This is a genomic window from Thalassomonas sp. RHCl1, from assembly GCF_947387555.1.
GTDB lineage: Bacteria > Pseudomonadota > Gammaproteobacteria > Enterobacterales > Alteromonadaceae > Thalassomonas.
This window is the reverse complement of record NZ_CANDNZ010000005.1, coordinates 13,285-26,829: the sequence shown is the minus strand read 5'-3', so window position 1 is coordinate 26,829 and position 13,545 is coordinate 13,285. Positions and strand designations below refer to the sequence as shown.

The following is a 13,545-nucleotide window of genomic DNA, read 5'->3' as shown; positions in this document are numbered from 1 at the left end:
TCTCGCCAGCTATTAGCGGGAGAACCTGCCCGGGGATTGAGTCCCGGGTCCTGGTGTTGTGCTTGGATTAAGGCCCATGCATGGCCTTTATTTGAATTGTAAACTGTCGGGGAGTGGGGCATACGCGTGGCAGCTAGCGTCTTTTGGCAAATATCACTTTTGCCAAAGCCTGCTCTCTGGCTCTCTTTATATCACCCTTTAGCCTTAAAGCTTATTCACTCAGCGAAACTTGGTTAAAAAACCTGCTGTTAGCTATTTTTCTTTATTTTTATAAAGTATATTGTATGCAGTCTTTGGTTTTCTATTTGTTCACTCAATGGAAAAGTAAACGACAAAAGCAAAAAGCTTATAAATAAAATATAAAAATAACAACTTGTTACCTTGTCTTTTCAAGTTAATGTTAATAGAGGGAATTTCCATGAGCAAGTATTCAAGTTTTAAGCGCTCCGCGTTATCAGGCGTGTTGATCTCAAGTGCAGCCACGCTCTCAGTGCCGGTTTTTGCCGAAGCTGTCAGTGAACAAAGTGAAGAACATATCGAAAAAATTATGGTTACAGGCTCGCGTATTGCGCGCACCGAGCTAAGTTCATCCTCTCCGATCACTGTGGTCTCGAAAGTGCAAATGGAGCGCTTGGGGATCACCGATGTCGGGGAAGCCTTGCGTAAATTACCGGCACTGACCGGCAATACCGCCAATGCCCAGTCGGACAGCGGCGCAGGCTCGGTTGCCACCGTCACCCTGCGCGGCATCGAAGCCAGCAATACCCTGATCCTGATCAACGGCCGGCGCACCATAGCTGCGAATGCCGAAAACCAGGTGGATTTATTATCTATTCCCTTTGAGGCGGTTGAGCAAATCCAGGTACTTAAAGACGGTGCTTCGGCTATTTATGGTTCGGATGCCATTGCCGGTGTGGTAAACATTATTACTAAAAGCAATTATGAAGGGGCCCGTATCAATGCCAGTTACGGCATTTCGGGCAGGGGAGACGGGGCTGAAAAGCGTATCGGCCTGACCCTGGGGGCGAGCAGTGATCGCGGTAGTTTGATGATAGCGTTAGCGCAAAACAATACCGACGGCTGGCTATCAAGAGACAGGGCCCGTACCCGGGATGCCGACTTTCGTCATGTCGGCGGGCAAAACCAGCGTTCGGGTACGGCCCCCAATGCCAGGCTGACGGGGTTTGGCTTAGGCGAGGGAGAATGGACCGTGCCCGATGCCGCCAATCCGGGTGATGTGATCCCCTGGGATTATGATGTTATGGGTTATAACTATCATGACGTGACGTCCGGCTCTAATACCTTGAAAAATACCACCATGTTTTTTACCGGTGAATATGAGCTAACTGATGATATCCAGGTATTCGCTGAAATCAGCTCTTACCAGGGCTGGAACCGGGGCAACCAGGCGCCTCCCGGGGTCGATACCGCCTGGTACGGTAGCGGTACCGAAACGCCGGCATTCCATCATTATGACGCTGACGGTAACCAGTTCGGTGTCGGGGCCAACCAAAAATATAACCCGTTCGGGGTGGAAGGTAATGTTTCGCGCCGTTTTGTCGAATATGGCCCGCGCATTTATACCACTGAAACCGATGTTACCCGCTATACCTTGGGCTTTAACGGTACCTTTGGCGATTATGACTGGAACCTGACCTATTCGTCACAGGAAGGGCGCATGACCACAGACGGCGGCTTGCAACCCTCTCTGATGCGCATCGATGCGGCCTTATCCGACGAATGCGGCACCAGTGAAGATCCCGATTGTGTGCCGTTAAATGTCTTTGGTCCCCCGGGCACCATTACCCAGGAGATGCTCGATTATATTAATGTCACTAAACCTTTCTCCATTAATGACAATACCTTGGATTATTACCAGGCCAGCCTGGCCGGTCCCGTGATGGAATTGCCCGCCGGTACCGTGCAATTTGCCATCGGTTATGAGCACAGGGAAGAGCAGTCCAAGCAAAGGGCGGATATCAGCCAGCAAACGGAAACCTTTGATGTTTCCTGGGGGGAGGCGACCTCGGATGTGGTTTCTCCGGTGAGAAAAATTGACGAGTTTTATGCGGAATTTGTGATCCCGACCCTGGATGCCTTAGAAGTGCAGCTGGCGGTCCGTCACTCGAAATACAGCGACTTGGGGGAAACCACCACCAATCCAAAAGTTGGCGTTATCTACAAGCCGCTGGAAGAGGTGACTTTAAGGGGTAGTTATTCCACCGGTTTCAGGGCGCCGACTATGCTGCAAATGTATTCCAAGGCCAATGCCGCCTTTACCGAAGGCATAGCCGATCCCTGTGATCCGAGTGGTACCGGCGTGGTGGCCAATATGCCGGGCTGTGCCGGTTTAGTGGACGGCAATATTTTAAATACCGTGAAAGGCTTTAATGTCACCTCGGGCGGTAACAGCGAGCTCCTACCTGAAGAAGCTAAAAATCTCACTTTAGGGCTGGTTTACCAGGCGACGGACAAGCTGTCCCTGACCCTGGATTATTTTAAAATTACCCAGGAAAATGTCGTGTTCCAAAGCCCTGAATATGTGCTGGACCAGGCCTATGTGGCGCAAAATCCCGATTATACCGACCAGGTCACCCGCGCCCTGGGCGGCACAGGTTATATCGTGTCGGTGAATGCCCCCAATGATAACATTGCCGAGCGCACCCTGGACGGAGTTGATCTGGCGCTGATGTATGGTTTTGACTCTTCCGTGGGCGACTGGGACATCAATCTGGAATGGTCGCACTTTTTGACTTTTGATGTACAGGACACCGCCGATTCGCCGTCGCGCTCTATCGTTGGCCTGTATGACAACTCATTCGGCAATATCCCCGAAGATCGTGCCAATCTGACCCTGGGTTGGAGCAAAAACGACTGGTCGGTCACTTATAACGTCGAATATATCTCCGCCACCGACGAGCCCGGCGGCCATGTCATGGGCTCCAGTAACTTCCATAATGCCCAGGTGGATTATTTTTATGAGCCGCTGGGGTTAGACATTAACCTGGGAGTAAAAAATCTGTGGGACAAGGAGCCGCCGCTCAGGTATGAAGGCACCAATGGTGTTGATTACAATACCTACTCGCTGCGGGGGAATTTCTTCTATATGACGCTGGCGAAGGAGTTTTAGTGTGAGAGCCCGGGACAGGTCATGACGGCCTGTCCCCCGGTGCGCTTGCTTGATAGTTGTTATTGCTGTGGCTTTTAGTAGGGCGATTATCAGCAGTAGAGGCACTTGTTGCGCTTTATCTTAGCCGGTCTCTTGACAGAATAGGACGATTGTCCTATTCTTTTTTTCTTGGGTTAGGACAAGTGTCCTATTTGTGTGGGTTTAGCCTCTTAAGCGGGTACATGACTGTGTTCGCTGACGGGAGAGTTTTTAGTCATCTAAATGAATCCGTCCGATCAGGGGAGAGCGGGAAGCCTTTTCATGAGTAAAAAAATGACACGCGAGCATATTGTTGAAGCGGCCGATAATTTGTTTTATCAGCAGGGCTTTGAGCATACCTCATTTGCGCATATTGCCCGGGCAGTGAAAATTTCCCGGGGCAATTTTTATTATCACTTCAAAAGCAAAGACGAAATACTCGACGCCGTGATCCAACGGCGGCTGACTAATACCCGCGCCATGCTGGAGCAGTGGCAGACGGAAGGGGAAGCCCCGGCAGATCGTATCCGCAGTTTTATTAATATTCTGCTCGTCAACCGGGATAAAATTAAGCGTTACGGTTGCCCGCTAGGCACCCTTACCACTGAGCTGTCGAAGTTAAACCATATCGGTCAAAGCGAAGCCAATAAGTTATTTTCCCTGTTTCGCGCCTGGCTGGCGCGGCAATTCGAGCAGCTTGGCCATAAGGACGAAGCCGATACCCTGGCGATGCACCTTCTGGCACGCAGCCAGGGGGTGGCGACCCTGGCCAGTGCCTTTAATGATGAAACCTTTATCAAACAAGAAGTCGAGCAGCTCTATCGCTGGCTCAGTGTGTATATAAAGCCAAAGCCAGAACATTAAATCAAAGGAGAGTTAACCAGATGTTTATTATCTTACTGACGTTTTCTGAAAATAAAAGCCAGGCGAGCCGGTTTATGGCCGGGCATAAGGCCTGGATTGAACAGGGTCTGACGGATGGCGTATTTTTAATGGTGGGCAGCCTGCAACCGAATAAAGGGGGAGCGGTTTTAGCCCATAACAGCACTTTGCAAGCGCTGCAAAGCCGGGTAAATAGCGATCCATTTGTGGTGGAAAATGTGGTTAATGCAGAAATTCTGGAAATTTCCCCGCACCGGGGAGATGAACGCCTTAACTTCCTGCTGAATTGATTGCTTATATGACTTAAGGAGAAAAAGATGACAGAAAGTTTTGTCGGTCCGGATGGCGGTTCACGCTGTCGCTGGTGCGGTGCGGCGCCCGAGTTTCTTGACTATCACGATAATGAATGGGGTTTTCCGGTAGACGATGATCGCCGCCTGTTCGAGAAGTTATGCCTTGAGAGCTTTCAGTCTGGGCTAAGTTGGCGCACGATTTTGGCCAAACGCGACAATTTTCGTGCTGCTTTTGATAATTTCGAGCTAGATAAAGTTGCCGCCTTTACCGGCCAGGATGTTGAACGCCTGCTTCAGGATGAAGGCATAGTAAGACATCGCGGTAAAATTGAAGCGGTGATCAATAATGCCAAGCGGGCACAGGAGCTGGTGAAAACACAAGGCTCCCTGGCGGCGTTTTTCTGGGGCTACGAACCTGAAGCCGAAGCCCTGGCAGAGCCGCAGACGGCTTCTACCTCAGATGAGTCGGTGGCGTTGTCGAAAGCATTGAAAAAGATGGGATGGAAATTTGTTGGTCCCACGACCGTGTATGCCTTTATGCAGGCCATGGGGCTGATCAATGATCACGCCAAAGGCTGTGTGGTCAGAGCCCGGGTAGAGCAGTCGCGCAGTTGCTTTCAAAGACCTTAGTGTGACTCTTTGCTGGTAAGTAAAGTCCCTGAATGATCATCCCACCTTTACTGTGCGGATGATCAAAACCTTCACTAATCCCTTCGTTAACGCTGCTGCCAATAACATTTCTTTGTTAAATTTATGTTACGTCGTGGCGACTAAATAGACGATTTTCATTCCTATTGTGTATCACATATTCCTTAAAGAAATAAGCAGGGGAGTATTATTTCTTGAATTCTAAACACATTTTTCTATTTATATCAAGTGCTTAATTGATTTTTAAAGGCTTGGTGCTGCTGATGGCGGTGGTCAAGTAATAAACAAAACTGCTTGACGGGTATAATGTATACAATATATGTTTTTATAGTCACGGAAAGAAAGATTCTCTGAAGGTATAAATTTCATTGAAAAATGAACGGGATAATTCTGATGTGGCGGGAGTTAATAAAACTAAATCAATAACTACAAAGATAAAAACGATGAAAATTAAAACAATAATCCTTGCAACATCTGCGATATTAGCGGCCAATGCCAGTATCGCCAGTACAGTATCCGATAAAAACATCCGCTTAAGCCATGATCATAAACCCAGCCATTTAACGGCGCTAACAGCCGTTAAGCACGATATTCGCGATGCCGATCCCCTGGCACGGGATCGGGCGACAACCAGCCCGCTACGCCATACGTTGAAAAACCGGCTATTGGCGAAAAGCGCCGAACAAGTCACGGCTGCTGCAACTTGTGCCACCACAACCGAGCTTGCCGCCGTTACCGGCAGGGCGCGTAACGACCTGATGAAAACCCAGGATGATTATAGCTGTTTTGAAGATAACATCTGGACCACACCAACGGCTGATATGCAGTCACTGTTTAACGAAAGCGCCATGATAGATATCGCCAATGAAGCCCGAGCTTTGGCGCAGAGTTATGACGGCACCAGCGCCAATAACTTACGTTTTTTTGTTGCCTATCTGCGTTCGGGCAAATGGACCCAAGAACAAGCCGGAAACTCAGGCATTATCGGCAACTATGGCAGCGCACTTGATGAGGCCATCGTCAGTTTTCTCGATGCTTTTGCCGCCAACAGCAATTTTTATAAGAGCGATGAAACCCATGCCTATCTTGCCAAAGAAGTCATGATTTTGATGTATACTACAGAGCCTGTCGATCGTTATCGTTATTTGCCACAGGCCATCGGCATATTGGATGCCTACGTTAAGGAATGGGGCAGCAATGGCCAGAACTGGTTTACCAAAACGCTTATCTACATCTATCGTGCGAGGGACGATGCCGCCTTTATCAATGCGGTAGAAGCCGATCTCTCCCTGGTTAATGCCCTGGATCGTTTCTTAAAAAATAATACCGATTTGATCGGCCACAGCCAGGAGCCGCAGTTTAACGATGCCGCCTCCGAACTCGGCCGTATCTTGAAATACAGCGGCGCAACCCGTACCCGGGCACAAAATTTAATCAAAGATTTCTTATCCCGTCACAGCATGACAGGCGATGCTTCCGAGGCCTGGTTTAAAATGATAAGCCAGGTGGACTATTACGACGGTGCAAATTGTAGTTTTTATAATACCTGTAATTACAAAGCCGAGTTGGAAGCGCAAATCCTGCCGATTACCCATGCCTGTAGTTCAACTTTAACCATACGTGCCCAGCAGCTGACCAATGGTCAGCTGAGCCAGGTGTGTGATGAACTGGGGGAGCAGGAAAGTTATTTCCATCAACGCCTGAACACGAACAATATTCCGGTGGCAGATGATCACAACTCAGCGCTTGAATTGGTGATTTACGACAGCACCGCCCAGTATAAGAAATTCTCCTATCATATTTATGGCAACAACACAGACAATGGCGGTATTTATCTTGAAGGCGACCCGTCGGTTGTTGGCAATGTCGCACGCTTTTTTGCTCATGAGGCCGATTGGTTATTGCCGGAGTTTGCCGTGTGGAATTTAAAACACGAGTATGTGCATTACCTGGATGGCCGCTTTAACAAATACGGCGACTTCGGTGACTTTAATGCCCATGATTCGGTGTGGTGGGGCGAAGGGCTGGCGGAATATATCGCCAATAAAGACTATAACGATGATGCCATCGCCGAAGCGCGTAAAAACACCTATAAGTTAAGTGAATTACTGCGTACTAACTATGACCACAGTTCAAGCCGGATTTACGACTGGAGTTATCTGGCGGTACGTTTCATGTTTGAAAATGAAATGGGTTATGTCAATAACATCTTGTCTGAGCTGCGCACCGGGGACTTTAACGCTTATGACCGTATTTTAGACAATATAGGCACCAGTTTAGATACTGAATTTGCCGCCTGGCTGCAAACGGTAGAAAGCACCACAGAAACGCCAACCGAGCCGGATAATGTCCTGGAAAATGGCCAGAGCGTCACCATCAGCTCCGACGGCAGCGAACAACCAACATATACCTTTGAACTTCCCCAGGGGGCAACTGATCTGGTGATCCAGTCTTCCGGCGGCAGCGGCGATGTCGATTTATATGTCAAAGCCGGCAGTGAAGTCTCCCTGACCAATTATGATCACCGTCCCTATAAGTCGGGCAATAACGAAACTGTCAATGTGGCATCGCCACAGGCCGGTATCTGGTATGTTATGGGCAATCCGTATAACAATCAGGCCTTCGATAATGTCAGCCTGAGTGCCAGCTGGAGCGAAGATAACGGCGGCGGCACAGGCAATGCCTGTGACAGCCAGGGGCCGGTAACTCGCGGTGATCTGCTCGACAACCAGGCAGTATGTTTAGGTGATGGCACGATTTATATGGCTCTTAGTGTGCCTGGTGGTCAAAGCAGCCTGAGTTTTACCACAAGCGGCGGCAATGGCGATGCCAGTATCTACCAGTCATCCACTGGCTGGCCGGGCAGCAGCAACTATGAAAATGCGGCAACCACAGCAAACACCAGTGAAGAAAGCATAGTGGTAAATAACCCTTCGTCAGGCTGGCATTATATTATGATCACCGGACAGGGGACGGGTACACAATTGGTTGCCGACTATAAATAACACCTGTGTACGTATGCTGGCTTAGCCAGTATACAGTTTAAGCGGCTCTGGCTCTTACCATATGGGTCAGGGCCGTTTTAGTCTCTTCTGAATTATGTAAATTAATTGTAACTTTTTGTTTTTTGTTTTGTTGACTTCGCGTGTGGCTCTGCTAGTTTAAAGGTGCACTTAGGCAATAAGTGTTGACTGATAATGATAATAAGGATGAAAAAATGAAACTTAAACTCAACAAGAAAAAGCTGAAAAACCTTTCTAAAGATAATAAAACCCTTCCTATGGATATGACTGACAAAGTGGCCGGTGGTGCCAAAGAGATGCCAAATACCACTTATATCGGCATTACTCACTGCTGATTGTAAACAGTGAAACAGTAAGGGCGTGGTGCTTCAGACCACGCTGCTTATTACCCCCTATTGCTTTGCTGGGGAGAACATTGGTGAGTTTGCCTTGGCCAATCCCCGTCCGTTAAGCTGTCTTAACCTGAACAGCAGCTTGTGCGGCTAATCTTCATTCCATCGCTTAAGTCCCCCCCCTGGTTATTTTCAGTGCAGCCAAAAATTGCAAACTTCTCAAGTCTGTTGGAATAACTGCGATGAAATACCTGCTACCGGGTAAAAACTATGCGGGTCTGTTTTAACCCTCTGGGTCAAATTATATCCATTGCCTGCCCAAATAGCTGATATTGGTGGAGTCTTTAAGACAACAAAAAATGACACTTGTTTAGCTTTTACTGGTAAATCAGTTGCGTATATGCATTTGGGGGATTCTTTCTATTGTGGCACCTTCATTGCCTGAATCTCATTTGGGCAATGAAGGTAACCGTCTTTATTCGTAGCCACAGAAAAGGAGTCATTTTTATGTTGAATCTTAGAAAACCTCAAGCTCCCCCGACAAAAGAACAAGCAACGACCAATATGCTGAAACGTATGGGGGTGGCCAATCCACAGCCCCGTGATATGAATCGTAATGTTATGTTGTCTCAGATCGAAAATTTTAATAAAAGTGACCTGAGTCCGCTGGTGGATCAGCAGCGTTATATGGTTTCTCCCCACCGTGATGTCACGAATTTTATGGCAAATTCGCGCGGTATGGGGATGCAGGCATTACGCGATGATCATCCCATGGTGAGGCCTATTTTTAAGGATGTAGAACAACGTGATGCCTTTCATCAGTTAGCCAAACAGAAGTTAAATGCCCCGGGGTTTATGAGTGCCACCGAGAAGCAAACTTATCAGCAACTGCGTGACTGGTCTCATCAAGATAATGCCATGATGGATTTTAGCAGTGTTAATACCAAGCGATCCCATCCGGTGGTTTTTGTTCAGGGGCACGGCTCTGCCGGTGATAAGAAAATTTATTCGGATGCCCATGAGGCAACGTCAGCGAAATCCGTTGCCTCTATGCTGGATAAGATGGGCTTACCCAGCGTAAGCCAGCTGCGTGCAAACTCATGTTTTAGCGGAACGGAAACGGATTTATCGAATATGCAGAATGTACCGCAAAAGTTTCGTGAACAAACCATAGAGCAAAGCGCCGGTAAATGGAGTAAAACCTTTGCCGGTTCCCTGGAGCAGGAGTTAAATCAACCCAGCTATAAAACTCAATACCTAAGAAATAAGTCACAGGTCGATAAAATGATGGACAGGCCTTTGGGCAAGTGGGGCCAGGTAAAAGCCTTTTTCAATCCTGACAATCTCACCAAAGAGCGTAAAGAAGCGATTGATGCCATGGACAAACGTCATAACCGGGTTGTCGGCTATATGGGGCCGACAACACAGGGTGCGGTAATATCGAAAAAGCGTGAGCAATTCGGGAAAATCGGCTATCAAAAACATACTGCGGTTGTCTTTGGCCCTAAAGATAATCGAAGCTATTATAAACATGGCGATGTTTCCCGTGTTAGCCCGAGTGTACCCGGGAAGTAATTTACCAACTTAGTGATAATAAAAAGGACAATGCAGGGGATACGGAGCAATATCTTTAAGGTAATTATCATGCACCGTCCCCTGAAATGAATTGTCCTGTATTGTCAGTCTCTTGGCCTGAATGGCATCATGGTAAGGTGAGTGTCGTTGGTAAACCTTAGACGGTGTTATCATGTTTTTGAGCGGCTTTTATGTTCAGTTTTTTAGAATATTCAGCCGTAATCTAGCTTAATGTGTTGAAATCACTATTCAAATCAGAGTAACTTAGGGTATAACCAGACACAGCCGAAGAGAGAAGTTTTCTGGCTGTACCTGGCTTCATTTGATCACCAGCCATGGAAAGTCCGTTTGGCCGGGTGAAATTGAGCCTGTTATAACAAGAGGTGACCTTTGGTAATGTAAAGGTTTGCTGACTTGAGATGTATACGCCACAAAGCCCCTTTAAAGGGGTTTTTATGTATTTACCTGTTTTGGAGTATTGAATGGAATTTAAAAACACTGCTGATAATTACGGAACAATAGCAAAATGGTTACACTGGGGCACAGCGGTGTTATTTTTAGCTTCATATATGAGTGTTTATTACCGCCATTGGTTTACCGAGGAGAAAACGCCGGAGAACTGGACTGCGTTGCAGTTGCATTTATCAGTTGGGGTGACGATTGCGGTAGTGGTTGTGCTGCGAGTTGTCTGGCGTATGACTAACCGTGTACCGGATTTAGAGCCGGGTTCTAAGCTGGAACACCTGGCAGCACATGCCGGCCATTATGCCTTATATGCCATCATGATCATCATGCCCATTACCGGCTATGTGGGTACCGGGGTTAATACCGAGTATTTCTTTCTATTTGATATCCCGAAATTTGAAGACACCCAGTTATTTGTGTCATTAGTCAGCGAAGGTTTGGGGTTAAGTTTTAAAGAATTTGAAGCGCCGATAGATTTTATCCATAAAGAGATATTGGGCGCCTGGCTGGTGTGGATGCTGATATTGGCACATGTGATGGCTGCCCTGTATCACCAGTTCGTTAAAAAAGATCGTACCCTTGCCAAAATGACCACCAACAAATAGATTGCCGGTTAAGATAAGAAAACCATAAATCCCGTGCCTTTATGCCAGAAGGAATAGTGCACAGCAAGCCGGGCTGTCTTTCAGTATAAGGGCGGTACGGGTAATAGTTAAAAGAGATAGCTTGAGGAAATGATAGATAAATTACGATTACTGGCATTAAAAGTTCAATGGTTTAAAGGGGTTGCGCTTGTTGTTGGCTTGGCATCTTTAGCCTTGATCTTTTATATCCTGATAGGTAACGCCGGTTCAAGCCAGTATGATTACCTGCATATTCCCAGTGTGATTGCATTATTATGGTCGGCACTCATCTATTGGTTGTTGTATACCTTTCCCGGCGTACCGGACAAGGCCAGCAGGGAGCTAGGTTTTTTTAAAAGGCTTGGCATTAACTTTAAAAGGTTTTTATATTCTGTGCTGGCGATTGTCGCTTTTGTGACCACTGCCGGGCTCCTTATTTTAACCCTTCGTGGTTTAAGTGTCTGGCTGCAAAGTTACGGCTGACAAAGCAGCCGCATCTTACCGGTGTAAGGCAGGCTCGTGTTAACGGTTATTGGGCATCCACTTTCGTTTGCAGATGGTTTTTAATATCGGCAATGCCAAACATGGTCAGGCCTTCGTTAGACAGGGTGAACTTGGCGGATTTGGTTTCGACGATAAGTTTTTTATCCCGTAATACCGTAATAGCACCGCGGTGGGTATCAAATTCATCATCGCTGGGATCTGTTGTGAACAGGCTTTTAAAGTCTATGCGTTTGCCGGTCGGGAATTCTGCGGCCAGATGCCTGAGGATTGCTACGGCTGATTTGTCGAATTTTTCTAAATTAATATCCATTTTCTTCCCCTTAAATCAAGTTGTTAGCTAGTTTAGCTTATCAGGGGCCGACTGGGAGTTCAATCAAACCTTTGTACAAAATATCAGCAAAAAGTGTGCTGGTCTTTTCCCGGTTTTATTCCTGCGGCGGATGTTGATCGCGATCATATGACAACCATATATATTTCATTTGTGTATTCATAATGTTGACGATAAGTTAATTGTTGGCTAATTTATATTTTGCTGTGTGAAATTTGTTCAGCAGCTGTTTATCAATTAAAAATAATAAGGATATGTCGTGAAATTAAAATTGAATAAGAAAAAGTTAAAAAACCTATCACGAGACAATAAAGCACTACCGGCGGCAATGACGCCTCAGGTTGGCGGTGCCGGTCCTATACCGACAGTAGTAGGTTGTGCTCCGAATACCGATGTATTTAATGGCTGTCCAACCAATAGCAGATGTTTTTCTACTCCATGGGAAGCCTGTATTAACCCTGAAATGTAAAGCAGGGAGTTTACGGCGGTCGAGCTCTCCTTCGGCTGCCGTATTTAAACCCCCTTTGTAAAAGTCCTTGATTAATGGCCAGTCCCTCTATATTGTACGCGTCGCCACCCGGGAAGGGTGATTAAGCTGCTCATAGATAAGCTTTAAAATTTGCACTCCCGTGCTGTTATAGATAAAAGGGAAAAACATGAAAAAAACGACAACGAACCTCCTGAAACTCCTACCTCTTTCTGCCTTACTTGGTATTTCTTTTTCGGCGCTGGCAGGCGATTTTCGCTATGATGAAAAATTAGATTGGGCGGTTGAGGAACCTTACTTATTGGAGTATCAGGGGCATACCTATATCCGTAAGGACAGTACCTATCGCAACAGCCAGGTAGTGGCAAGCCAGGCGCCGGTTTGGGATTTTGACGGTGACGGCTGTTATGCTGCCGCGGCGTTTGACCGCAGCGGCGTGGCCAATCCGGGATTGAAGATCAGCGGCGGCGTCAGCGAAAATTGCCAGTTCAGTGATTTTTATAACGAGTCAAATACCTATCACAGGCATGCCTGCGTCGAGCAAGACTCGGTAGAGTATTGTGCCAATATGTATGCCCTGTATTTTATTAAAGATCAGGCATCTTTTTGGTTTGGTCACAGACATGATCTCGAACATGTTATCACCTGGTTTGTCAATGGCGTGATGACCCATGTCAGTGCCAGCGCCCATGGTGATTATGACACCCGCAGCGTAGATGAGGTTGAATTTATCGGTGCACATCCGGCCATTGTTTATCACAAAGACAGTATTTTAACCCATGCCTTTCGCTTTGCCCGTGCCAGCGATGTTGCCGAGCCGGAAGCGCCGGGAGCATTTCTGACACCAACAATTGTCAGCTATGCCATGATCAAAGGAGATGGCAGCGCGGATAATGCCATGTTCCGGCAGTTGATCAATAACAGTGATTTCGGCAATGCCAGTTTTGATTTTAGAAACAGCAATTTCCAAAACAAGCTTAATGAGTTTAAGCCTTCAGCTTACCCGGCTTTTACCGCCGACAGCATTCATGCTTACTTTGATCTCAGCGAATAATGGCTTAACAACCTGCAGCTAAAGCAAAGCTGGCTTAATCCGATAATAGATAAGCTTTTTATCCTGATAAAAGAAAGACCGCGGTTTTTATTTCTGTGTTTAGAGGTTTGCCGGTGGTCTTTTTCCCGCCTATGCTTGTTAATTACTTCCCGGTAAAATCCAGGGGAGAATGGCAGGGAGCAT

Annotated in this window: 12 protein-coding genes; 11 read left to right on the top strand and 1 reads right to left on the bottom strand. The window is 47.0% G+C overall.

What is annotated here, in order from left to right:
- Positions 1 to 418 precede the first annotated feature (418 nt).
- From QL234_RS15100 to QL234_RS15060, 9 genes are all read left to right on the top strand, one after another.
- Positions 419 to 3,130: a TonB-dependent receptor gene (locus QL234_RS15100; protein ID WP_281558655.1), complete on the top strand. Its 2,712-nt coding sequence runs from the start codon at positions 419 to 421 to the stop codon at positions 3,128 to 3,130.
- Between the two features lie 300 nt (positions 3,131 to 3,430).
- Complete coding sequence (locus QL234_RS15095) at positions 3,431 to 4,012, top strand: TetR/AcrR family transcriptional regulator (RefSeq protein WP_281558654.1); 582 nt, start codon at positions 3,431 to 3,433, stop codon at positions 4,010 to 4,012.
- 20 nt (positions 4,013 to 4,032) lie between these two features.
- Entirely contained in the window at positions 4,033 to 4,320 is a 288-nt protein-coding gene (locus tag QL234_RS15090; RefSeq protein WP_281558653.1) for a YciI family protein, read from the top strand.
- A 27-nt stretch (positions 4,321 to 4,347) separates the two neighbouring features.
- Positions 4,348 to 4,953: a DNA-3-methyladenine glycosylase I gene (locus tag QL234_RS15085; protein WP_281558652.1), complete on the top strand. Its 606-nt coding sequence runs from the start codon at positions 4,348 to 4,350 to the stop codon at positions 4,951 to 4,953.
- Positions 4,954 to 5,414: 461 nt separating this feature from the next.
- The gene (locus QL234_RS15080) at positions 5,415 to 7,976 is read left to right on the top strand and encodes a M9 family metallopeptidase (protein WP_281558651.1); all 2,562 of its coding nucleotides are present in this window, start codon (positions 5,415 to 5,417) and stop codon (positions 7,974 to 7,976) included.
- A 212-nt stretch (positions 7,977 to 8,188) separates the two neighbouring features.
- Positions 8,189 to 8,329: a hypothetical protein gene (locus QL234_RS15075; RefSeq protein ID WP_281558650.1), complete on the top strand. Its 141-nt coding sequence runs from the start codon at positions 8,189 to 8,191 to the stop codon at positions 8,327 to 8,329.
- 504 nt (positions 8,330 to 8,833) lie between these two features.
- Entirely contained in the window at positions 8,834 to 9,901 is a 1,068-nt protein-coding gene (locus QL234_RS15070) for a hypothetical protein (RefSeq protein WP_281558649.1), read from the top strand.
- A gap of 482 nt (positions 9,902 to 10,383) precedes the next feature.
- On the top strand, positions 10,384 to 10,971 hold the full coding sequence (locus tag QL234_RS15065; RefSeq protein WP_281558648.1) for a cytochrome b/b6 domain-containing protein: 588 nt from the start codon (positions 10,384 to 10,386) through the stop codon (positions 10,969 to 10,971).
- Between the two features lie 129 nt (positions 10,972 to 11,100).
- Positions 11,101 to 11,472: a hypothetical protein gene (locus QL234_RS15060; RefSeq protein ID WP_281558647.1), complete on the top strand. Its 372-nt coding sequence runs from the start codon at positions 11,101 to 11,103 to the stop codon at positions 11,470 to 11,472.
- 46 nt (positions 11,473 to 11,518) lie between these two features.
- Here QL234_RS15060 and QL234_RS15055 read toward each other — a convergent pair whose 3' ends face one another.
- Entirely contained in the window at positions 11,519 to 11,803 is a 285-nt protein-coding gene (locus QL234_RS15055) for a hypothetical protein (protein ID WP_281558646.1), read from the bottom strand.
- Between the two features lie 277 nt (positions 11,804 to 12,080).
- On the opposite strand from QL234_RS15055, the gene QL234_RS15050 reads away from it, so the two are divergent.
- Together QL234_RS15050 and QL234_RS15045 are read left to right on the top strand one after the other, a co-directional pair.
- A complete protein-coding gene (locus QL234_RS15050) occupies positions 12,081 to 12,290 on the top strand; it encodes a hypothetical protein (RefSeq protein ID WP_281558645.1) in 210 nt (69 codons plus the stop codon).
- Positions 12,291 to 12,477: 187 nt separating this feature from the next.
- Positions 12,478 to 13,362: an NPP1 family protein gene (locus tag QL234_RS15045; protein ID WP_281558644.1), complete on the top strand. Its 885-nt coding sequence runs from the start codon at positions 12,478 to 12,480 to the stop codon at positions 13,360 to 13,362.
- Positions 13,363 to 13,545 lie beyond the last annotated feature (183 nt).

Bases quoted from the DNA above. Each gene is read 5' to 3' on its own strand.
- QL234_RS15100 (WP_281558655.1), top strand. From the start codon at position 419: ATGAGCAAGTATTCAAGTTTTAAGCGCTCCGCGTTATCAGGCGTGTTG.
- QL234_RS15095 (WP_281558654.1), top strand. From the start codon at position 3,431: ATGAGTAAAAAAATGACACGCGAGCATATTGTTGAAGCGGCCGATAAT.
- QL234_RS15090 (WP_281558653.1), top strand. From the start codon at position 4,033: ATGTTTATTATCTTACTGACGTTTTCTGAAAATAAAAGCCAGGCGAGC.
- QL234_RS15085 (WP_281558652.1), top strand. From the start codon at position 4,348: ATGACAGAAAGTTTTGTCGGTCCGGATGGCGGTTCACGCTGTCGCTGG.
- QL234_RS15080 (WP_281558651.1), top strand. From the start codon at position 5,415: ATGAAAATTAAAACAATAATCCTTGCAACATCTGCGATATTAGCGGCC.
- QL234_RS15075 (WP_281558650.1), top strand. From the start codon at position 8,189: ATGAAACTTAAACTCAACAAGAAAAAGCTGAAAAACCTTTCTAAAGAT.
- QL234_RS15070 (WP_281558649.1), top strand. From the start codon at position 8,834: ATGTTGAATCTTAGAAAACCTCAAGCTCCCCCGACAAAAGAACAAGCA.
- QL234_RS15065 (WP_281558648.1), top strand. From the start codon at position 10,384: ATGGAATTTAAAAACACTGCTGATAATTACGGAACAATAGCAAAATGG.
- QL234_RS15060 (WP_281558647.1), top strand. From the start codon at position 11,101: ATGATAGATAAATTACGATTACTGGCATTAAAAGTTCAATGGTTTAAA.
- QL234_RS15055 (WP_281558646.1), bottom strand. From the start codon at position 11,803: ATGGATATTAATTTAGAAAAATTCGACAAATCAGCCGTAGCAATCCTC.
- QL234_RS15045 (WP_281558644.1), top strand. From the start codon at position 12,478: ATGAAAAAAACGACAACGAACCTCCTGAAACTCCTACCTCTTTCTGCC.